This is a genomic window from Leyella stercorea (assembly GCF_021531655.1).
Genome location: NZ_JADYUF010000035.1, coordinates 14,465 through 37,604, shown reverse-complemented (window position 1 = coordinate 37,604; position 23,140 = coordinate 14,465). Strand labels below are relative to the sequence as shown.

At 49.4% G+C, this 23,140-nt stretch carries 10 protein-coding genes and 1 tRNA gene; 5 read left to right on the top strand and 6 right to left on the bottom strand.

Annotated elements, in window-relative coordinates:
• Positions 1-144: 144 nt before the first annotated feature.
• Positions 145-229 (top strand) — tRNA-Leu (locus I6E49_RS10495).
• Positions 230-468: 239 nt separating this feature from the next.
• Positions 469-1,218, top strand: a complete 750-nt coding sequence (locus I6E49_RS10490; protein ID WP_235402208.1) for an ATP-binding protein — start codon at positions 469-471, stop codon at positions 1,216-1,218.
• Positions 1,219-1,761: 543 nt separating this feature from the next.
• On the opposite strand, the gene I6E49_RS10485 is transcribed toward I6E49_RS10490, so the two are convergent.
• From I6E49_RS10485 to I6E49_RS10470, 4 genes are all read right to left on the bottom strand, one after another.
• On the bottom strand, positions 1,762-2,910 hold the full coding sequence (locus tag I6E49_RS10485) for an OmpA family protein (RefSeq protein WP_235402206.1): 1,149 nt from the start codon (positions 2,908-2,910) through the stop codon (positions 1,762-1,764).
• A gap of 21 nt (positions 2,911-2,931) precedes the next feature.
• On the bottom strand, positions 2,932-4,437 hold the full coding sequence (locus I6E49_RS10480; RefSeq protein ID WP_235402204.1) for a hypothetical protein: 1,506 nt from the start codon (positions 4,435-4,437) through the stop codon (positions 2,932-2,934).
• Positions 4,438-4,455: 18 nt separating this feature from the next.
• The gene (locus I6E49_RS10475) at positions 4,456-14,094 is read right to left on the bottom strand and encodes a LamG-like jellyroll fold domain-containing protein (RefSeq protein ID WP_235402202.1); all 9,639 of its coding nucleotides are present in this window, start codon (positions 14,092-14,094) and stop codon (positions 4,456-4,458) included.
• Between the two features lie 288 nt (positions 14,095-14,382).
• Entirely contained in the window at positions 14,383-15,516 is a 1,134-nt protein-coding gene (locus I6E49_RS10470) for an AraC family transcriptional regulator (protein WP_235402201.1), read from the bottom strand.
• Between the two features lie 274 nt (positions 15,517-15,790).
• On the opposite strand from I6E49_RS10470, the gene I6E49_RS10465 reads away from it, so the two are divergent.
• The 3 genes from I6E49_RS10465 (at position 15,791) to I6E49_RS10455 (ending at position 21,878) form a co-directional block, all read left to right on the top strand.
• A complete protein-coding gene (locus I6E49_RS10465; protein ID WP_235402199.1) occupies positions 15,791-17,995 on the top strand; it encodes a sodium-translocating pyrophosphatase in 2,205 nt (734 codons plus the stop codon).
• Between the two features lie 625 nt (positions 17,996-18,620).
• Positions 18,621-20,807 (top strand): family 20 glycosylhydrolase, encoded by a 2,187-nt coding sequence (locus I6E49_RS10460; protein ID WP_235402198.1) that lies wholly within the window; start codon positions 18,621-18,623, stop codon positions 20,805-20,807.
• Between the two features lie 24 nt (positions 20,808-20,831).
• Positions 20,832-21,878: a M28 family metallopeptidase gene (locus I6E49_RS10455; protein ID WP_441006972.1), complete on the top strand. Its 1,047-nt coding sequence runs from the start codon at positions 20,832-20,834 to the stop codon at positions 21,876-21,878.
• A 135-nt stretch (positions 21,879-22,013) separates the two neighbouring features.
• Here I6E49_RS10455 and I6E49_RS10450 read toward each other — a convergent pair whose 3' ends face one another.
• Both I6E49_RS10450 and I6E49_RS10445 read right to left on the bottom strand, forming a co-directional pair.
• A complete protein-coding gene (locus I6E49_RS10450) occupies positions 22,014-22,589 on the bottom strand; it encodes a chromate transporter (protein WP_235402197.1) in 576 nt (191 codons plus the stop codon).
• Complete coding sequence (locus I6E49_RS10445) at positions 22,586-23,122, bottom strand: chromate transporter (RefSeq protein WP_235402196.1); 537 nt, start codon at positions 23,120-23,122, stop codon at positions 22,586-22,588. Before I6E49_RS10445 ends, I6E49_RS10450 begins: the two co-directional genes overlap by 4 nt.
• Positions 23,123-23,140 lie beyond the last annotated feature (18 nt).

Genomic DNA, 23,140 nt, shown 5'->3' with positions numbered 1-23,140 from the left:
ATCTTTATAGGGTAAAACAGTTGTTTGTATAAGAAATGCAGATTGTTAAAAACACAACAATATTATTTGATCCATATTTTGTGCGTTCCAACTTTTTTCATTAACTTTGCAAAAGTATTTGAAATACAAACTATAATCATTACTGCGCTTGTGGCGGAATTGGTAGACGCGCTAGACTTAGGATCTAGTGTCCTGCGACGTGAAGGTTCGAGTCCTTTCAGGCGCACCATAAGAATCTTAACTGCTTGAATATGGGCAGTTAGGATTTTTGATTATATAAATTGCCGAGATTTTGCCAACATAATTCGTCGCTAATTTGTTGTGGTTGGCAAAGTTTATGTTGTTTTCATCCGTATTTCTTATAATTTCATTGAATTTCACTTGACATCACCCATATTATGAGTCGTCAAATGACACCCTATAGTCAGATAGATTAGCTCACATATTCACCAACGCTATAGCGACCGATTGACATACGATGGAACTTGGGAAAACAACCTGTTCAACTTTATTCGCATGGTCATTCCGAAACTGACACGTGATTTGCCTCACCCTTTCAGTATGGACGGTGTATTGAGACTGCCTATTGAGCAGATTTACAAAGGTGTCGAGTCAAAGGCACGTAATCAGCGTATGCAGAATATGTTCCGCATGATAGGCTATGGCGAGAACCTTGGCTCGGGTTTTACACTCATTCTAAACGCATGGAACGAAAAGCATTGGATAAAGCCTGAGTTACTGGAACAGCCTGAACTTATGCAAGTAAAATTGACATTACATATTCAAAACGATGTTTCATATAGTTCATCGAATGACCCAATAAATGACCCAATAAACTTGAGCGAGAGGCAGAAGATGATTTTGCGGATGTTCTCAGAAGAAAAGAATCTAAGTAGAGAAAGGCTTTGTGAGAAAACCGGATTGTCGGATGCCACCGCTAAGCGTGAAATAGCATTTCTCAAAAAGACTGGCTATTTAGAACGTGTCGGCAGTTTCAAGAGTGGATATTGGAAAGTGTATCAAAATAATTGTATTTTGGGCCAAATGTTCAATGGATGGAAAATAACAATGAACATTTGGACTCATTATTTACCGTCCACATCGCCGCCGACACGGCGATGCACCTATGCCACCAGTGCTCATCATCCTAATCTTTGTCTCGTCCCCAACCATAGTATGGCGAGCCACCATCGCCATAAGACTCTGCATAGGTTGTAGCCTTATGGATATCTTATTCGTTCGCTCTTTGATGCATCTCCGTTATGCTTTCGTTATGCCTACGTTAAGTTTCCGTTATGCCTTCGTTATTCCTCCGTTATGACTTCGCTTCATTAACGGAGGCAGATCGAGTTCACTACGGAGGTAGATCGAGTTCACTACAAAGGATGAACGAAGGACGAACGAAGGATGAACGAAGGAATATGATGAGGATAAGAGGTGAAATGCTACGTCAACAGCAAACGTTGTTATTATACAAAACTATGACTAACGATGTTGCGTATGTGAAATCAGCTTTCAGTAAAAAATCTTCGTATCAAGGCATGATGCGGTCATTTCAAGGCATGATATGGTCGTTTCATGGCATGATACGATCATTTCAAGGCATGCAACATATCTTTATATCACGTTCCTGACATTAGTGATACGATAGTAAAGGGACATGGTGTCGTATTATATATTAGAAATAAGAAATGAGAGATTAGGAATAAGAAAGGAGAGCCATTGTTGACTCTCCTTTCTTTTACTTGCTTTATATGTGCTTTATTCAGGTATTGCTGTAACGATTACTACACGATTGAGATTGTTGTTCTCATACGGTTGTGCATTGCTACCTATGCCTTGTGCCTCGATACGCGACGGGGCGATGTTGTAACGTTCTATCAGAATGTTTCGCACGCTGTCGGTGCGGCGTATGGAAAGCATGAGGTTGGTCTTAGCTTTACCGGTAGCCTTGTCTGCATAACCGTCCAGACGTATGCGGGCAGACGGATTCTGCTTGAGATATTCCACGATGTTCTCAAATACGACATTCTGCTTCTCTGATGGTTTGGCAGAAGCATAAGCGAAGCTGATGGAGGCGAGACGGAACGGATTCTGTTTCTTTGCCACCGGTTTCTCTACTATTCGCTCCTTGTAGATGGGTCGTTCCACAATCCTTTCTACCATATACACCGTGTCGACCACGGCTTCACGATGTTGTTTACGGCTACGTTCTTTCTTGGCGCATACCTTGGAAGCATTGAAGTTATAGGTCAGTCCGAGTGTGGCTCCAAGCGTTGGCTCGTACATTTTGCCCGTGATGCGACCGTCGAAATGGTCGGGCATGAGAGCCGAACCTATTTCAAGATTTACATCCAGGCATTTCGTTGCTTTGTATTTCGCCAAAACCGAGAAGTTGGCTGTAAGCGAGTTGGTGGCTGCCGTTCCACGATAAGCGAATGTACGGGCATAACCCAATCCGACAGCTGGAAGCACGTCGAACTTGCCCTGACCGCTTAACAGCAGACGCGAAAGGCTCACCATGAAGTCGGCATGAGCATTGACGTAGCGCAGATAATGACGATAGGTGCCGTCGGGGCGGACCGTCACATTATCTATTACAGGGTCGTGAGGACCATATACGGAACCGTCGGTCTGCGGATCACGCAGATAGAGTCCTTCGGATGTGGACATACCGTTGAGCGCATAGCCTCCAACCTGCAGACGCAGGGCGTAAACTGGAGTAATCCACTTGCCCACACCGATGCGGTATGAAGGTGTGAGACGCTTGCCGAAATCCAGTTTGCTGGCATCGCTCGAGAAGATTGTCTGCACGCCTCCGCCCACATCAACAAACCATCCGTCCTGTGCTGATGCCGGGAGCATCGACATGGCCCCCAGCATCAAGCTAATTATAGTTTTCTTATTCATATATACTGATAGGTATTAAGCTTATTCAACAATGACGAAAGCAGGAATGCGAGGTTCGCCAGTTGTGCCATAGCTTTCGCCATTGGCAAACTTGAATGCTGAGACTGCCTGATACAGATAGGCATTACGGGTGGAATAATACTTCAGCGTGACGGTTTCTTCTGTTCCCATGCTGCCGTTTATCTCCATACGGAAGACATATTCGCCGTTTTCTGTCTGCTCTGCCTTTGCCGTACCGCGACACTCTGTACCTACAAATGCTGCCATCATGTCCTCGGCAGTTGCCTGACGGGCAATGTTCTGTGGCAATGCTACGCAAGCCGTCATCTTAAGCGGATGCTTGCCGTTCACTACGAGTGGTAGGGTGAGTGGATTCTCGAGTGATGCTTCCACCTTGCCGTCGGCAAACGTAATGCATGCAGGTGCGGTGAACACATAGCTGTTGCGATGGCTGTAATAGCGAATGTCTACAGCTGCTGATTGTGAGCTGACGCTGTTTATCACCATCTTATACACAGATTTGCCGTCCTTTTCGCCCACTATTTCGCCTATTCCGGCGCATACATTTCCTACGAAAGCCGCCAGCTTGTCGCCGCTCTTGTCGGCATAGCTGCCTGTAACGGCGTCAAGGGTGAGGTAAGCGGTCATGCTGCCTTGCGGTACAAAGGTGAGGGTTTGTGGCTGGTCTTCAGAACCAATCACCGAACCTCGCTTGCCGATGACGTATGCCTGTTCGGAAACGTACACCTGCTTCTTCTCTGCGCTGTAATAGCGGAACGTCATCTTCTCGCCCTCTGCACGACCGAGTATGTCATACCAATAGAGCATGTCAGCCTCGTTCTCCACGTGCTTTATGCCGCGGCACTCGTCGCCTACGAAAGCCTGAAGTTCGTCGCCATTACCGATGGCGAACGGCAACTGTGCCTTGTCTACCTTCACCCATGCCTTGGTGGCAATGGGGTAGGGGCCTGACTGCTCGAAGTCGGGGTACTTTGGGTTCTCGGCAGTACCGTAGATTTTGTCAACTTCATACTTGACGTCGGCTGCTACTGATACGTACACGCGCTTAGAGGCAGCGCTATAATAGCGGAACTCCACATTGCCGTTCTCGCTTGAAGGAGCCTTGACGTGAATGAAGAACAGGCGTACACCGTCGTTCATTACCTTCTTAGCCACTCCACGACACTCGCCGCCAATGAAGGCAGCCATCATGTCGTCGTCGGCAGCAAGAGTCTCTAGTATTGGACTGAGACGCACTACGGCTGTCATGCTCATCGGATAGACACTCTTGTCAGGATCGGTCCATGACGGAGCCTGCTCGTTGCTGCTGAAGTCGGCTTTCCATCCTGGGGCTGAAGCAGGGGCGTTGTCCGCCACCTGCCATACCGGGACATCGCTGACAAAGTCCTCTGCAACCGCGCTCCAGTTAGGAGCGGGTTGCTGTGGATAAGTCTTGCCATCCTCTTCTGTGCATTGTGTCATGAAGAAGCACAATGCGGCAATCAATGAATACTTTATATACTTCATATAGATTATCTGTTTATATTACTTCTTGATAGCTTTCGTAGAGTAAATCTTGCCATCGATAGAGATGCTTACGATATACACTCCCGAAGGAACTGTATTGCCTACATTCCATGTGAGGTCTACGTTGCCATTGTCATTGCAGTTGTCCCATGCTATGATTCGCCTGCCGCTTACGTCGCTTATGAAGACGTCGGTATGGGCGTTGCGGTCTACATTGGCACGGATCTTCAGCTGCGAATCGAACGGTGACGGATAGACATAGAGTCCGCCTTCATTGCCGAGGAAGCTTATGCGCATCGGTTCGTTGATGGTACCGACATTGCTGTTGGTTGCATAGCCGATAGCGTCTGCAGCTTTGGCGATGACGTTGCCGTTGCGTTCAATGGTCATGTCTACAGTTGCAGGCTTGTCGCCACCCACGGTAAGCATGAAGATGGTTCTGCCGTCGGGCAGGTTTATTGATTCAGCATTGCCGCGTGGTTCGCCTGATATATAGCTTACAAGACGGTCGCCTTGCTCAAGCTCTACACCTTCTACTTCTACTACAGCCGTCATATTGGCAGAGTATGGGAAGTATCCTGATGTGTCATCTGCGTTTTGGGCTACAGCTACAGCCGCTCTTGTCTTGCGTCCTACTGAAGTCTTCGACGGATACTGCAGCACGGCGTCGTCCTGCGACTGGCGCTGGAGCATATAGCCCTTGCCATTCTCCATATATGTAAGACTGCCTATCCATCCCAGATTGCCGCTGTACATAGCCATCTGTGTCTGCGACTTCACGATGTCGCCATCCTTTGCATCATAGCCAGCGAGAGCTTCTTTGAGTGTGAAGTTGTCAGATGGCAGGTATGAGATGTAGTTCCAGCGAGGTGTTCCGTCAGCCTTAGCTCCGCGGATTGTGAGCTTGTGCGATGTCGGATCGACTGCCGGACCTGAGATGTTCAGAGTCTGAGGCTGTGAACTGTGTACGAGATACATCTGGTCGTTGTCAATGCCGGTGAGCGATCCCATCCATCCATTGCGCTTGGTCCATGATGCGAAGCCGTACTGCTCGCTCTTTACCTGGTCGTCAGAAGTCCACTTTCCGTCGGCAAGCAACTTGTTGAGGTCGTTAAGCTTGTCGGATGCGATGTTGGTGGAAATCCACGTCCATCCCTCATTCAGGTTGATGGTCTGCACACGATAGTCCTTAGCTGTGAACAGCACAGGCTGTGAAGGACTGCCTAAAACTGAGTTGTTGGCGAAGCTTATAGGCTTTTCGCTCTCTGCGATGTATGTACGTCCGGTGCTTGCGTCCCAGATGCGGAACTCAAGGTCAGAATTGCTTACGTCATTAGAGTAGACCGTGAGCATAGCATAGTACATATCGTTCTGCTTGTAGTAACGGTTGTTGCATACGCCGACGCACTTTCCGCCACTGAATGCAGCGAGCATGTCCTCATTGTCGGAAGAATACACCTTATTAATATACAGCTTGCCGAAGACAGACATATTATACTTGAAGTCAGCCGGATTGACCGTCCACTCAGGTTTCTCGCCTTCCACCTTAACGGTGAGCTGCAGAGCCTCGACCACATTGTTGTCGCCACGCAGATAGAGAGTCTCGTCGTACGTACCGATGTTCAGACTCGGGTCGATGGTCAGAAGGATGTCGGCAGACGAAGTCGGGTCGATGGTGCCGCTTGCCGGTTCTGCCTCCAGCCATGAAGGAAGGTTCTCGATGGTGAAGTGTTCGATTGAACCGCCGTTGTTGAGTGCCTTCACCTTGAGAGTCTTCTCCTCGTTGAGCTTCTTCACTACGGTGAGAGCGTTGTCACTCCACTTCAGCTGGTTGCGGTCGATGTAAGCGCTCCATGTTATCGGTGAGAGAATCTCATTGCCGTTCTTGTCGCGTACGCCGTCAACGGTGATCTTCACGATAGTCTTCTCGATACGCTCGTAAGGCTCCTTCAGATTGATTATGAGAGCATCGTTATTGACTACGAAATCGTAAAGAAGCTTGCTCTCGGGTCCCTTTGCCTTAATTGGCGCTGAGGCCTTGGTCTCTACATCGCCTCCTACAGCCACTGCGTCAGGCACTTTTTGTGTCGGGTCAGCCTGCTGCTTCTGGTCTTTCAGAGAGAACTGGAGTTCCTTCACGCCCTGCCATTCGATGTATGTCTCGAACGGATAGTAAGCCAAGAGTCCCTTCTCGGTGCCGTCGAGTCGGTTGCTGTTGCCGTTCTCCACGAGCGTCTCGCTCTTATAGAGATTCCATACACGCACCTCGTCAATCTCACCCTTGAAGAAGTTGTCGGCTGTCTCATGCTGAAGGTTGTCAGCAGGAGTCCATACACGTGCACCGAGGTGGATGTAAGCCGCTGCTATACCACCGAGGTCAGCTGCTTCGAAGTAAGTGTTGAGCTTGCCGTCCACGTATATCTGTCCGCGACCGCTTGTACGGTTGACAGCTACAGCAACGTGGTGCCAGTCGTTGTCAGCAAAGCTTCCGTCGCATGCCACACGCACTCCATTGTTATGGAATACCAGTCTGCCTTCCTCCAGATTAAGAGCGAAGAGATTGAGCGAACCGCCCATTTCCTCACCGTCGCCACGTCCGTTGGAGATGATGGTAGCTGTCTGCTGTGCCTCGTCAGCCTTAAACCATGTCTCGATGGTGTAGTCCATAGTGTTGTCTACTACACATGAACTGCCCGAAGAGAGTTTCAGATACTGGTCCTTGCCGTTGAATGCAGCTGCACGACCTTCCGGATTAGCCCATTCACCTCCACGCATATCGAGGTTGGCTCCATGTGCCTTGTCGGCAAGCACGTTGCCCTTAGCCTCCGACATAGGATAGTAAGCAATGAGATTGCTTTCTGCTCCAGAGAGCATAGTCAGCGAGTTGGTCTGAAGACGTGCTGGTGTAACCACCTTGTCCCAGATACGTGCACCATGCATCTTGCCGGCGAAGTGTCCGCTTCCGTCCACACTGGCTCCGAACACATAAGCGCCCTCGCCATTATACTCGCCCACCTCAGCAGCGCTGATAAGCTGATTGTAGTTGTAGTAAGCCGATACGTTACCCTCATTGTTGTATACGAGAGCTACGTGTGCCCATGTACCCTGTTCGTAATCGAACGGACGGTCACTGATAATGGTCTTGTCGGCCACCTTCACCTTCAAGCGGTTGTCGCTTGTCGTTGCAAGTTCGATAGAACTGTTGGCATTGCCCTGACTGAAGAGTACTGCATCCTGCGGTTTGTCTGCAAGAGTCCACATTTCTATTGTCAGGTTCTTGCCGCTCCAATTGCGTTGGAACTCAGAAACAAGTTCGTCGTTCTCGCCGTCGAGTCGTACGCTTACGCTATGGTCGGTCTGTGCACCGTTGCGGATGCCCGTTACCGAGAAGTTGTTGTCGGTGAGCAGTCCGTCGGCTATAGGCTCGTTGAACGTGAGCTTCACCTCATCGTTGACAGTGAGCACGCCGTTGGCAGGTTGTGCACTACCGAAGAGGCGCGGATTATACATATCCTTGATGCCGCTGTGTACGGCAGAATAGTTATATACCTCCTCATTGTTGATCATGCTCGTACCTACAGTGCGCAGGTCGTAACGCTGATCCTGCTGGTCGTCCATAAACCAGCGATACTTGATAGTACCGGCATCAGCAGCCTTGATCATCTCTGCATTCATACCATTCTTCACTGCCTGGTCGAAGAGAGTCTGGTCGTTGTAGTAGCTCATGAGCGTTGTCCAGTCGTTGTCGCTGCCCGACGACGGCTTGAACTGAAGCATGATGCGATGGAAGTTGTCATAGTTCACATCGAATCCGTCAATCACTACGTCCATGTAATGCTTCTGCACGCCGTTCACCTCCGCTGTTGCCAACTTGGTGTTGTATGTCCAGTTGTCAGTAGGCTTCTTCAGGCTCACGCTTGTGGCAGAAGGGGTGAAGTGAACGCTGAACGTCACGTCGTCATATACATCGTCCTGGAAGTCGGTGGGGTCACACTGACACTGCGACTGAAGCATCAGTCGGAGATTGTCGTAGTTCATCACCGAACCCTTGCGCACTTCGAGTGTCTTGGTAAGTGTTCCGCCTGCCGGTACGAGCAATGCTCTGCCGTTGCCGATCGGTGCGCCATCGATGAGCAGCTGTGCTCCGTTAGGATTGCTGGCATCGTCAATAACGAGGTTATACCAGTTGTCGTCCTGCGACTCAGAGTTGTTGCGCAGATAGAGCGTGAAGTAAGCCGACTTGCCAGAAGGAACATTCTCGATGAAGTCCTTTTCAACGGTTATCTCCGGAACTTCCATCTGAACGGTAGCCTCATTGATGACGTGCTGTCCCGGTTCGTAATACTTGGTCTTGTATTCGCCCTCGAACGGACAAGACGTAGCACCGCCACGGGTCTTGAAGATGAATGTAGAGAAGGTCTGTCCCTTTTCATTCTTCATGTCCTTGTACTTGATGTACTGGTCGCCGTTCTTGTATCCTGCCTCGCGGCATACGTCTACAGAGATGTAGTCAGAGCCTTCCTCTGCGAGCACGTAGCCCTTGCAGTGGCGTGCACTTTCCTCAGTTGAGAACTCGCCGCCGTGTTCGGTGGTAAGGCTCTCGTCTACAGTGAGCACCATACCAGTGCCATTGAGTGTCCATCCGAAGTTGTTGGTGAACTGAGCGCCAATCAAGATAGAGAAGCGTTGAGTCTCCGAGCGTCCAACCTCATACTCCTCAGAGTATTCGTAAGAAGCACCGCCCTGGAACGAATGGTTCTGCATGAGTTCTGCCTTCACCTTCTGTTCCTCGTTATTGCGAAGCTGCATCTTCCAGTTGTCAATCGACTGATTGAGGAACATGATAGTATCCTCCTTCAACGGCTGTCCTGCCGGAGTGTAGATCTTGTAACTTGGTCCGTCAATCGGGTCGGTGGCATTGGCACCCTTAAACACCTTGTCGTTGTTGCTCTTGCCGAAGTTAGGATCGTCAGCTGCCAACTTCGAAACGTATACTGGGAGTTTGGTGTTGTCAGCCATTGCCTGGAAGTCGACACCTTCAGCCGGCTGATGCAGCAACTTGTTGCGTACATCCTCAAGTTTAGGCAACAGCACCTGCTCGATGTGCACCTGCGGATAGGTGAACATAGTGCCATACTTCTGCGAAAGTCCCAGACCAGTAGTCTTCACAAGCAGATATTCACTGTTTTCGGGAGTAACATTGCCGAACAGTTCGTATTCTGAAGGATTGGCCTGATACATCTCACGTGTAGTAACGGCGATGTTTTCGGTCTTGCCTACACCGATATTGGTAGAATAGCCAACGAAGAGGTCGCCGTCGCTTCCTACATACTGCGGGTCGCTACTTGTCTCGAAGCGTGTGGTAGTGGTCATCGTCTTAGTGTCAGAGTCTGTACCACCGATTGTCTCACTGTGAGAAGCTCCGAATGAGAATTCGTTCTTCACGTCGTTCTCGTTCACCACTCCGGCACCAAGACCGGTGAAGGTGATGACCTTGGCACCAACCTTTGCCTCGTTGTTCAATACTCCCTCGTTAGTGACATTTCCCTCATATGTACTTGTAGAAGTAACTGTCACACCCTTCTCAAGATAAGCATAAGAGTTGCTTCCCGGTGGGTCGCGCAGCACGAAGAGCACCTTGTCGGGTCCGTTCGTAACGAAGTCCGATCCCAGAGTCTTTGCACCAATTACGATAGCCTTAGTATTTCCCTTGCCGTCAAAGCCACCCTTCCAGTTGATTGTTGTAGAAGATGTGCTTTCGCTGTTTTCGCTGTAGGTCATATCCATAGCTGCTGAGCGCAGAGCCGAAGTCATTTCCGGGTTGTTAACCTGGAAAGTCCATTCAGCCTCACCGTTCTCGTCAGTAGTGATGTCTTCTTGCGTTCCGTACGCAATGTCGCCTCTACTGAATGACAGTTTAGCCTCAGGCGTTGGCACGATGTCTTCCTTAACGCCTTCCTTACGTCTGCCGTCCTTATCCTTATATTCGTACACCTCCGCTGTGGTGATGTGATAAGTGACGTATTGTCCCTGCTCATACACCGGCACGCCGAGTGTGTAAGGCTGTGCAGCATTGTCAGGATTGTAGGTCTTTACCTTTATAGTTTTTGTTTGGTCGAGGGTAGCGATGCTGAGTTCTTCCTTTCCGAAGAAGTCCTGAAGCTTACCCTTCACCTTCTCCTTTACGATGATTGACGGAGTGTAGCGCTTGATGAACTGCTGCTTCTTGTTGTAATATACAGTGTCGCTGCAATTGACATACTTGCCCTGCGTAGAGATAGAGTCGACATAAGCATTCACCTCGCTCTGCTTTGCAAACTCGTTGCTCAAGTTGAGGTCGTCGCCACTGCCCGGGATTTTGTCATGACCAGGCACTACTACATTAATCTTATACTTCTCAGGAATGAGGTCGGCATAGAACTCACCCGTTTCTGCGTCAGGATAGATAGTAATCTTGTTGCCATTGTAAGCTACGCGGTTCTGGTGCTGCTTGCTTACGTATGCGCCCTTGACGTGATTGAGTGTAGTCTCGCGAGCTTCAGTTGTCATCTTGTAAGCATCGTTCTGATAGGTGAGTTCGATGCGTACGTCGTCAGCAAGGTTGTTCTTCGAAAGAGAATGTCCTACAGGGAACGCCTCCTGCTTGGTACCTCCGGCAACACGTCCGATATAACGTACTGTTGTAACGTCAAAGATTTCGAATCCGTTGTCGTCGTCCTGATAGTTGCGGTCGGTTCCGTCGCTGTTGGTAATCTTACCGCCGTTCTCAAATGTATGGTTGGCAAGCACAGCCTTCACCTCGTGCTGTCCTACAGGTACGCTTATGGTGAACTGTCCCTTAGCGTCGGTCTTAACGATATTGCTCTTGCCGTCCATTACGGTGACACCGTCAACGGCAAACGAAACACCCTCAACGGGCACGTTGCCACCCTTATACATCACCTTACCCGAAATGTTGAACGATGACTTATCCGTGAAGTTCACGGTGTGGCTCTGTGCCTGCGAGTTGATGAGGCGCAGCTCCTTAGCCGACGCAAACTGATGTATGCCAAGAGTAGGCACAATCATATAGGTGGTTCCGTTGCCGGTGTAGGGCAGCGAACGAATCTGGTATGAACCGTCTACAGCTGTGTAGCTGCTGTAGCCGAGCTGTGCAGAAGTAGGAATGTCTTTTGAACTGATCGTAACATCCGTAGCCACACCATGGTTCATGTTGTACTTGGTGCCCTTGTACGATATGTCGTAGAAGGCGTTGTCTACCGAATAGTCGAAGGTGTAGTAAGCCTGCAGGCCGTCCTCATTACCTACGATATAGCGGTCGTAGTCGTTGGCGAGGGTGTCAGCATTGAGCGCCTTGTTCCAGATACGAACTTCGTCGATGGCTCCGGTGAAGCCTTCACCAATCACCACCTTATTGTCGTTGCCCGTAATCTGAGCCGTACGCTTGGCTTCTGCCACTGCCTTACCGTTTATATATATAATAAGGTGTGTGGCGTCTGCCACTGCCGAGAGGTGTACGAACTGTGCCGAAGAAGCGTAGTCCTTGAGTTTCTTCGAAGTCTTCAGTGTCTGAGAGCCTACCGTGAACTCAATATACTGGTTGTTGTATGCCAGCTTGTACATGCCCGGCTTCTCGATGATAGTACCTTCCTTGTCTGCTCGTACCCATGCCTGGAGTGTTGCAGCCTTCGTAGCGTCCTTCAAGAGCGACTCGTTGTCGACGGTAAGCTTTGACGCACCGCTGAAAACGTACGACTTGCCGGGAACGCCAGAGCCTTCGGTAGGCTCAGCTGTAACCTTTGCTCCAGCCACTGCCTGTCCGTTTTCGAATGTTACGCGGCCGTAGATGTCGCCCGTAGGTGTGCGGAAACCAACGTCAGTAAGTTCCTCGTCGCTCTCAAGCAGATTGCCAGAGCACATCACCTGTCCCTTGATACGATAGTCGTAGACGATGCCGGGAATGGCGTTCACGTCGTTATAGTAATAGTCGTTCTGAGCCTCGTTGCCCTCAGTAACGGCTATCTGCTTATAGTCTGTATCAGGAGCGCCATGCTCCTTGCGGTTGATTACGAAGCGCTCAAAGTTGCCCTTGCTGCTCCATGCCAGTTCAACGCGGTCTGAGTAGTAGCCCTTGCCGGCTGTAAACGTAACAAGATTGCCTATGCTTGTGGGCATGATTGACTCCGGTGCTGCCACTGGGGTCAATGTGCCGTAAGCCTCGGCAGGCTTCACGGTAAGGCGGTAACGATATTCGTTGCACACCATTATCATGTCGTCAATATATTTGCCGCTGAGGAAATCTTCCTTCGACAGCTCGATGTTGTCAGTAGTATTGGTCGTAACGTTCACACGTGTAAGCACCGCTTTGGTGCCCGAACTCCAGATGTCGCCCTCAGTCTGCCAAGTGATAGTGGCAGTCTGGTCGTCTTCACTAAGCTTAGCATGTACAGAACCTGCCGTAACATTGCTGTGCTTTGCAGAAGCCGAGAGAGAGGTCTGCTTGCTGAAAGCGTTGTTCCATACATCAGAGTTGCCTGTATGCGAACGCTTAATGCTGAATTCATAATTCAGGCTCTCGCCTAAAGGTACGTCAAACTCATAGCTGTATGCTGTCTTACCAGCCATATACTTGATATTCTGTGTGGTTGTCTCCACAGCATTTGTCGCCCTATTCGTACTCTTGATTGTGAGCACCATATTGTCCTCAATGCAGTTCTGCGTCGGAGCCGCACTGAGATTCCAGTTCACCTTCGCCTTGCGCGTCACCTGATCATAGTTGGCGCTGATTTCCTTCACCTGCGGATAGGCAGGACGGGTTTTATTGGCAGAGCTTGATGTCTCGTAAATTACCTTATTGTTATAAGTCGGCTCGTAGTGCTGTATAATCTTGTATTCAGACGGATTGTCAAGATTCAGACTCTCCACTGGGATAAAGAACTCTCCACTGCTATTAAGACTCGCATCGATAGTGGAGATGTTTGGCACGGGGTCACCGTTTGAATAGCAGAGTCTGAAATGTCCCTTTTTGTCAATGGAGTTCTGCTTTGCCGTTCCGTCTTTTTTCCATGCGATGACATAGCCTGGCTTATTCCCCTTTACGCCATAATAGGCATTTGTGATTATAGTCGGCGTACAGCCGAAATGGGTGTCTACAGTTGCAGTGAAATCAACGTCCTGATCCGTCGCCGTTTTCAATTCGCGCCACCATACTCCCTTGTATTTTACAAATACGTCTTTTCCGATTCGGTCCTGTATCAGCGGAATGGTGATCTTAATGAAATAAGATCCCTTGTCGCCATCTGTTTTTCTGAAACCAAGCCATTGTACGTATTTCTTGTCGATTCCCGTGACCTGATCTGAGTTAGGGTCATAGCTTGTCCACTGGTCTTTCGGACCTTTGAGATGGATGTCGTATCCAGCCACACTGACATCAAGCCAACCGTCATCACGACAGAATCCGCAATGGCCGGCTCCTGCTCCACCCCACGATTGGTAAACGCGGATGTCGAGTACGATAGTGGCATTTTCCGCATCGTACCATTGACTTATCCAGCTGTCCTGCCAATCGTCATACGCCGACGCCTTCTGCACTGAGAACGCCATCAGCATCATGACACAAAGGAAGAACTGCATGAACCTTCCCGCGGACGTTCGCATGGAACGCCGCGTAGAAACAGAATTGCTTGCAACCCGCCCGTCCAAATATGGAGGATGTTGCTGTTGTCTTCTTTTTTTCATTTTCAGATGTTTTGATTATTGTTTATGATTTGATTTGATCTTATCTTTATGCAATAGAGTTATAGGTTGGTTTCTTTCATAGGGCAAATTTAATGTTTTTCATTAAAATTAAGTGTCTGATTCGTGTGCGTAAATGTCCAATTCATATAAAAAAGGTGTCCACTTCCTACGAAGTAGACACCTTACAGAGGGTTTTTCAGTAGTTTTTTATGAGTTTTTGGCTCTCCATTCAACAGGAGTGCATCCCTCCTTTTCCTTAAAAATCCTATAAAGATATGACCTTGAAGAGAAACCGCATTCGGCAGAAATGATGTCGTTGTTGTAGTCGGGAAACTCCTTCATCATCTTTTTGGCAGCATTGAAACGTATCTCGCCGAGCCATATGCGGAACGTAGTGTTCTGGCATTGGCTGAAGAATTGGCTCAGTTCGTTTTTGCTGATATCCAGCGAAAGCGACAATGTGAGCATATTGACCGAACTGTCCTTATAGCCTATGTCGGCACACCATTTGTCGAGTGCCGACTGAATGAAGTCGATGCGTTCGGCAGAGAGTGGCAGTGGGGCAGGCTCGCTGTCAGGTTCAGATTCCGGTTGCAGTACGTCGCTGTCTGTAGCCGATGCCTTGCTTTCCGAATTGTCCATATCTGCGGTAGCTTCATTGTCACGTTCCTTGTTCAACAGTTCTTCGGTAGGCACATAACTGTAGCCGAACGCCACAAAGTTGATGATGAAGAACAGTAATATGACAAGTCCCACCGGACCTATTATATATAATGACTTGGTGGAAAGAATGGCGAACGGCACAATCAATGCACTAAGAAACAGCAGCGCAAGACTGGCGTGTGCATACCGCATAAAGGGTTGCATGTCATTGGCAGCCATTGCTTCCATAATCTTCTTGCGCCTTATTATCTCTGTCGTTATCATATATATGCAGTACACCATATTGCTAAAGAATATGGCAAGCATCACATAAATCCATACGCCCATGTCCAATGTGCCAGTAATACAGTAGCCCGTACCGAAGGCTGCAAGCATGGCTGCATATACTACGGCGCAGATCAGGTTCATCTTCTTGCGATTGCTGTGTGTGGCTTCGATGTTGTAGATGGCCATAGCAAGGAGCGTGAAGCATGGCAGATAGACCAGTATGTTGACTACAGCTCCTACATCTTCGTCCGAAGCCCTGAATCCATAGCACATTTGCAGGAAATAATGGATTGCCATCAATAGCAGGGACGAGAATATCATCCAACGCGAACACTCATAACGCCTGTTGATCCATCTGACGTGAATGCGCGTAATGCCAATGAAGAATGCGCACACAAGCATCAGTATCATACAAGCGAACTGTAATAAATATAACATAAGAATTTGATGTATATCGTCTATATGACTATTGTACCTATTATTATATAACGGATTCCTTGGTTTTGGGAATATGCAAAGTTACTCAAAAAACGGATAAAATATCGTCCGTATCTGCTTTTTTCTTGCTAAAAAAACAAATATTCTGACCCCGTATCAGCTTTCATATCAATATATTTTATATATTTGCATACGTCGATTGTAACGACGTACTACTATATCTATTATCAAACTTAAACATACCGTTATGAACAACATCCCTTTAGTTTTTTGGCTGATTCCTATTGCCAGCGTTGTAGCATTGGGAATGGCATGGTTTTTCTTCCGCTCAATGATGAAAGAGGAAGAGGGTACTGACCGAATGAAAGAAATCGCCGAGCATGTCAGGAAGGGTGCCATGGCTTATCTGAAGCAGCAGTATAAGGTTGTGGCTATTGTCTTTGTGGTGCTTGCCATAGTGTTTGCCTTTATGGCTTATGTGCTGAAGGTGCAGAATCCGTGGGTGCCTTTCGCTTTTCTTACGGGCGGATTGTTCTCAGGACTGGCAGGCTTCTTTGGCATGAAAACCGCCACTTATGCTTCGGCGCGTACTGCCAACGGAGCGCGAACGGGGCTTGACAAGGGACTGAAGATTGCCTTCCGAAGCGGAGCTGTAATGGGTCTGGTCGTTGTCGGACTCGGACTGCTCGACATTGCAATATGGTTTATCGTGCTGAATGCCGTCTATCAGGGCGAATCGACTGCCCTCGTCACCATCACCACTACTATGCTTACCTTCGGAATGGGTGCTTCCACACAGGCACTGTTTGCCCGTGTGGGTGGCGGTATTTACACCAAGGCCGCCGACGTTGGAGCCGACCTTGTTGGCAAGGTTGAGGCTAACATACCCGAGGACGACCCGCGCAATCCTGCAACTATTGCCGATAACGTAGGCGACAACGTGGGCGACGTAGCCGGAATGGGTGCCGACCTATACGAGAGCTATTGCGGTTCGATACTCTCTACAGCCGCTCTTGGAGCCACGGCATTTGCAATGAACGGCGACATGCAGCTGCGTGCCGTCATAGCGCCGATGATTATAGCAGCCATCGGCATTTTCCTTTCGCTCATTGGTATCTTCATGGTGCGCACCAAGGAGGGCGCTACGATGAAGGAACTGCTCCATTCGCTCGGCTTAGGCACCAATGTCAGCGCCTTCCTTATAGCAGTTGCCACATTCGTAATACTTTATATGCTTGGCATCGAAAACTGGTTGGGACTCTCGTTCTCGGTCATAAGCGGACTGATAGCAGGTGTCGTGATAGGTCAAGCCACCGAATATTACACCTCGCACAGCTATGTGCCGACGCAGAAGATAGCCGAAGCCTCGCAGACAGGTCCTGCCACTGTTATAATAAAAGGTATAGGCACGGGAATGATTTCGACGATGGTGCCGGTTGTTACCATCTCGGTAGCCATCATGCTGAGCTATCTTTGCGCCAATGGATTTGACATGTCGCTCTCAGCCAAGTCCATCAGTACCGGTCTTTACGGCATAGGTATAGCCGCTGTGGGCATGCTCTCAACACTCGGCATAACCCTTGCCACCGACGCTTACGGTCCGATAGCCGACAATGCAGGCGGTAATGCAGAGATGAGCGGCTTAGGCAAGGAGGTGCGCGAGCGTACCGACGCTCTCGATGCACTCGGCAACACCACCGCAGCCACCGGTAAGGGATTTGCCATCGGTTCGGCTGCACTTACAGCCCTTGCCCTGCTGGCGTCGTACATCGAAGAGATTAAGATAGCCATGATACGTGCCGTGGACAACGGCAAGCAATATATCGATGCAGCCGGCAATGTGTTCGACCCGACGAATGCCTCGACCGTCGACTTCATCGAGTTCTTCCAGGTGAACCTAATCAATCCTAAGGTGCTCGTAGGAGCGTTCCTCGGAGCCATGGCAGCATTCCTCTTCTGCGGACTGACTATGGGAGCCGTGGGTCGTGCAGCCGAGTCGATGGTGCAGGAGGTGCGCCGTCAGTTCCGCGAGATAAAAGGAATACTCGAAGGCAAGGCTACGCCCGACTATGGCCGTTGTGTAGAGATAAGCACACGAAGCGCCCAGCGCGAGATGATACTGCCGTCGCTGCTTGCCATCATCATCCCGATTGTTGTAGGACTGGTGCTCGGTGTGGCTGGCGTATTGGGGCTGCTCACAGGCGGACTAGCTGCAGGCTTCACGCTCGCCGTGTTCATGTCCAACTCAGGTGGAGCCTGGGACAACGCCAAGAAGATGATAGAGGAGGGCAACTACGGAGGTAAGGGTAGCGAAAACCACAAGGCCACTATCGTAGGCGACACCGTAGGCGATCCGTTCAAGGACACCTCAGGTCCGTCGCTCAACATCCTCATCAAGCTCATGTCGATGGTTAGCATCGTAATGGCAGGCTTGACAATCGCCGGATTGTAACAGCCCAAAAACTCTAATTCTTACCCCTTTCCATCCTGCTGGATAGGGGTTGGAATTGGGACTTAAAACTATACATTTCAAAAAGGACTCCTTTTGCACTCCAAAAGGGGTCCTTTTGCATTCCAAAACGAGTCCTTTTGCTCATCAAAACGAGTCCTTTTGCAAGCCAAAAGGAGTCCTTTTGAAAAACAATGGTTTTTCACTTGCAAATCCATAGCTTTTCCCTTGTAAATCCATAGCTTTTCCCTTGTTTTATCCGACATTTCGAGTGAAAAGATTAGAAGTTCAATTTTCCTATGACTTGGCAATGCAGATAGTAGGAGGCTATGGCGTCCCCGCCATAGCCTGAGCAGTCAGACGATACATTCTTATCATTCGTTTATTGCACCGTTGCTTGCTCAGGTTATGGCGAGGACGCCATAACCTCCTACAGTTAGACTTTCATTAATACTATTGCCTCGCTCCATATTTCGCACAAACCTTTTTCACTTGCAAATCCGTTGTTTTCCTCTTGGTTTCAATTTTCGTTGCCGCTTGTGCCGTGCTATGCATAATTAGTTGTATCTTTGCAGATAATATCGGTAAAAAGGACGAAACTTACAACAATCATATAAATAAACGACAAATGAAAAGACTACTGCTATTATCTGCTACGACAATCCTTTCAGCGGTTATGTCGGCACAGACCGTAGAGCGTATGGACAATTTGAAGCCCGAACAGAAGTCGATGGCTGTCAGCTTGAAACTCACTGGCGAATTATCTACCGACCGTAAGGGCGACTACCGACAGATGCGCGACCTCTGTTTTCAAGTACGCGACATCGACCTCAGTGACGCTAAGAGCACCGAGATTCCGAAGAATGCGTTCCATTCGCGCCACCAACTCCTCAATATTGCGCTGCCAAAGGTGCTGAAGACCATCGGAACTCAGGCCTTTTTCGCTTGCGACAAGTTGCAGAACATCACCATCCCGGCATCGGTAGAGAGCATAGGTGCTGCCGCTTTTTCGGGCTGTAAGGGCATGACCGAACTAACAATAGAGGGTGCTCCCGTCATCGGCGAATACGCTTTCGCACGTCTGTCGGGACTGAAGACCGTCAAGGTCAATTCGAAAGTGCCGCCAAAGGCTGCCGTTTCTTCATTCTATGGTGTAGAGCCAGGCAGCGTTAAGCTCATCGTTCCGAAGGGCAGCGAGAAGGCTTATATGAAGGCAGCAGGCTGGAGCCGCTTCTATGCCGAGCCGAAGATGGCAAAGGAAGTGAGCGACCCGACGCTGTGCCTCACCCCAATGCCGCAGACCCTGACCGTTCAGAAGGGTGCTAAGGCGCTGAACGTGCAGACAGCCTGGAATATATTGCTTGACAAGAAGGATGATAATGTATTGAACAATGAGGTGGAGCGTGCTCGCGAGATGCTTACTGGTCGTATCGGCAACATCGTAAACAGCCGTCAGCGTGGCTTGCAGCTTGTTCTCGCCCTCGACTCGTCGCTCGACGACGACGAGGCTTACACTCTTACTGTAGACTCTAAGGGCGTGAACATCAAGGGCAAGACTCCGCGCGGCGTGTTCTGGGGACTGATGACTCTCGACCAGATTCTTCTTGGTTCGGGCAATAAGGAGTGTGTTGATGCCATTCCGCAACTCTCCATCAAGGACACTCCTCGCACTCACGTACGTGAATTGATGGTCGACCCTGCCCGTACATTCATTCCGCTCGACGAGCTGAAGGCTTTCATCCCCGAAATGGCTCGCTACAAGCTCAACGCTCTGCACCTGCACCTCGTAGACGACCAGGCTTGGCGCATTGAGATTAAGAAGTATCCGCAGCTTACCGAACAGGCTTCATCACGTTGGGGTCAGGACGACCTGCTGATGCCTTACAAGGGCTATTACACTCAGGAGCAGATGCGCGACTTGGTGAAGTTTGCCGCTCAGTATCACGTGGAGATAGTACCCGAGATTGAGATGCCGGGCCATGAGGTAGCTGCTATCAGTGTGTTCCCCGAACTTACATGTCATCAGCGTCAGGTGCCTATCCGCACCACATGTGGCGTTTCCAACGAGCTTCTTTGCCCGGGCAACGACTTCACATACGAGTTCTTGGGCAATGTATTCAAGGAGATTGCCGACATTTTCCCGTCTAAGTATATCCATCTCGGTGGCGATGAGGCTGGCAATCCGGCACTCGACTGCTGGACCGACTGCCCAAAATGCCAGGCTCTGAAGAAGAAGCTCGGCATCACAACAACCGACCGTTCGGAGAACTGGAAGCTGCAGGGATATATGTTCGACCGCGTTATCGAACTCCTGCGCGACACTTATCACAAAACTCCGATGTTCTGGTATGAGACCGACTTCAAGAAAATCCAGCCGGGATGCGTCACCTTCGCTTGGCGCAACGGACTCACCGACAAGGCTCTGCAGGCTGCCGTTGAGAACAATGCACGCATCATGCTCTGCCCAGGCGAGCACTGCTACTTCGACTATCCGATGGCTAAGGGCGATATGCCTGAGGTGAATTGGGGTATGCCCGTAACTTCGCTCAAGGCTACATACGCTCTTGATCCGGCTTGGGGACACGACAAGAAGTTTGAAGAGAACAATCTTTTCGGTGTTGCCGGAACGCTCTGGAGCGAGTGCATCACATCGCCCGAGCGCATATACTATCAGGCTTATCCGCGCTCTATCGCTCTGGCTGAGGCAGGATGGAGCCAGCAGCAGAACCGTTCGTGGGAGTCGTTCATCAAGCGCATGCGTCCGCTGGCTAAGGATATGATGCGCCGTGGTGTGACTTTCTCAATGGAATACTAATCAAACCAAACTTTTATAATCAGGATGAACATCAAGACTGTAATCTTGTCATCGGCTGTCGTTATGGCTGCCATGACCACTAATGCCTTTGCCGCACAGAAGAAAGCGGCAAAGGCAAACAAGAATCTCACGGCTCAGATTGAAGCCGGAATGCGCTCTATCACCGAGGATGCAGCGCGCGCTCACGTGTGTTTCCTCGCCGACGACCTGCTTGAGGGCAGACGTGCGGGCGAACGTGGCTCGCGTATTGCCAAGCAGTACATCATTTCGCAGATACGTCAGGCTGGACTGAAACCTCTGTTGGGCGATTCGTACGAGCAGCCTTTTGAGGCGTCCGCTGTGCAGAAGCTGAAGCGAGGTGTGCGCTACTATGTCAATGCCGACTCGATTGCTAATATAAAGAAAGGTGTATATCGGTCGATGGCGCTTAGTAATGTGCTCGCTGTGTTGCCTGGCAAGAAGACTGACGAGTATGTTGTGGTGGGCGCTCATCTTGATCATGAGGGCGTGTACAACGACTTGGCTGGCGACAAGATATACAACGGAGCCGACGACAATGCTTCGGGCGTGGCTGCCGTGTTGCAGATTATGAAAGCCTTTGTAGCAAGTGGAGTGCAGCCCGAACGCACTGTGGTGTTCGCTTTTTGGGACGGTGAGGAGTTTGGACTGCTCGGTTCTCAATACTTCACCGACCACTTCGCAGAAATGTCGAAGGTGAAGGGCTATCTCAACTTCGACATGGTGGGCAGCGGTACAAGCAGCAAGTATCTGATGTACTTCTTCACTGCGGCTCATCCCAAACTAGGCGAGTGGCTCAAGAACGATATCAATAAATATCACTTCAGCACTTTCGAGCCCGATTATCGTGCTTGGGAGAATCCCGTTGGCGGCAGCGACCAGCAGTCGTTCCATCTGAAGGGAGTGCCTATCGTGTGGTTTCACACTGGCGGACAGCCTCATTACAACCAGCCGTCAGACGAAGCGTCGACCATAAACTATCCGAAGCTTACGGACATAACACGCGCTTCATATCTCACAACTTGGCATTTGGCTAATGAAGCGGAATATTAGTTGAAAGTTGAGAGAAGTATCATTGAAAGTTGAGAGTTGAAAGTTGAGAGTTATGATATGTATAGTTGATTATATTTCAAAACTATAATTATAAATGGTAATCATAACTCTCAACTTTCAACTCTCAATTTTCAATTAGTAAAGCAGCATCAGTCCGGCAAACGCCGCCCAGCATATCATTCGTATAGGGTTGATTTTTAACGCCATTGTACCAATGAGTGTGGCTGTGAAAATATAAATGCTGATGCCGAAATACCAGGGGTTTATTGACGGTGCCGAGAAATTCTCGCTGTTCATTAACAGCAATGCGGCGGCGGCAATAAGCCCCACTACAGCCGGGCGCAGACCCGACATGATGCTTTGCACCATCATTGAGTTCATGTATTTCATGAACAACCGACTAATCATAATCATAAGAATGAACGACGGTAGTACCAGTGCCAGTGTGGCAGTGGCGCTGCCCAGCACAGCCATTGTCTCGCCCATGGCAGCATTATGTACAGCAGTGTATCCGCAATAGGTAGCGGCATTGATGCCGATGGGGCCTGGCGTCATCTGGCTTATTGCTACAATGTTGGCAAATTCGGCTGATGTCATCCACGCGTTGTGTGTCACCGTCTCGCTCTGAATGAGCGACAGCATTCCGTAACCGCCTCCAAATCCGAACAGACCTATCTTGAAGAAGGTGAAAAAGAGTTTCAGAAATATCATTCGGTTGGTTTTATTAATAGTCCATACAAATATCCGCACATTCCTGCTGCGGTAAGAACGAAGATAGGATTCACTTCAAGCAGCCATATAAGCAGCGCGCAGGCTATAGGAATCCAGCAGTTTATCCATGTGATACGGGCTGCACGACCCATGCTGAACACCGGTGCGCATATCAAAGCGACTACAGCCGGGCGTATGCCGTTGAATATGGAGCGTACCACTTCGTTGTCTTGAAACTGATGGAAGAACATGGCTATGAGCAATATTATCACGAACGACGGCAGTGCAACGCCCAATGTGGCGCACACGGCACCTCCCATCTTGCGCAGCTTGTAGCCTATATACACGCTCATGTTCACAGCCAAAGCTCCGGGACACGTCTGTGCCACGGCTATAAGGTCGAGAAAATCCTTGCGATCCATCCATTTATGACGGTCTACTATCTCCGATTCAATCTGTGGAATCATAGCATAACCGCCGCCAAGAGTGAAAAATCCTATTTTAAAAAAGATACGGAATAAATTGATGTACATATAAAAACCATTCCATAA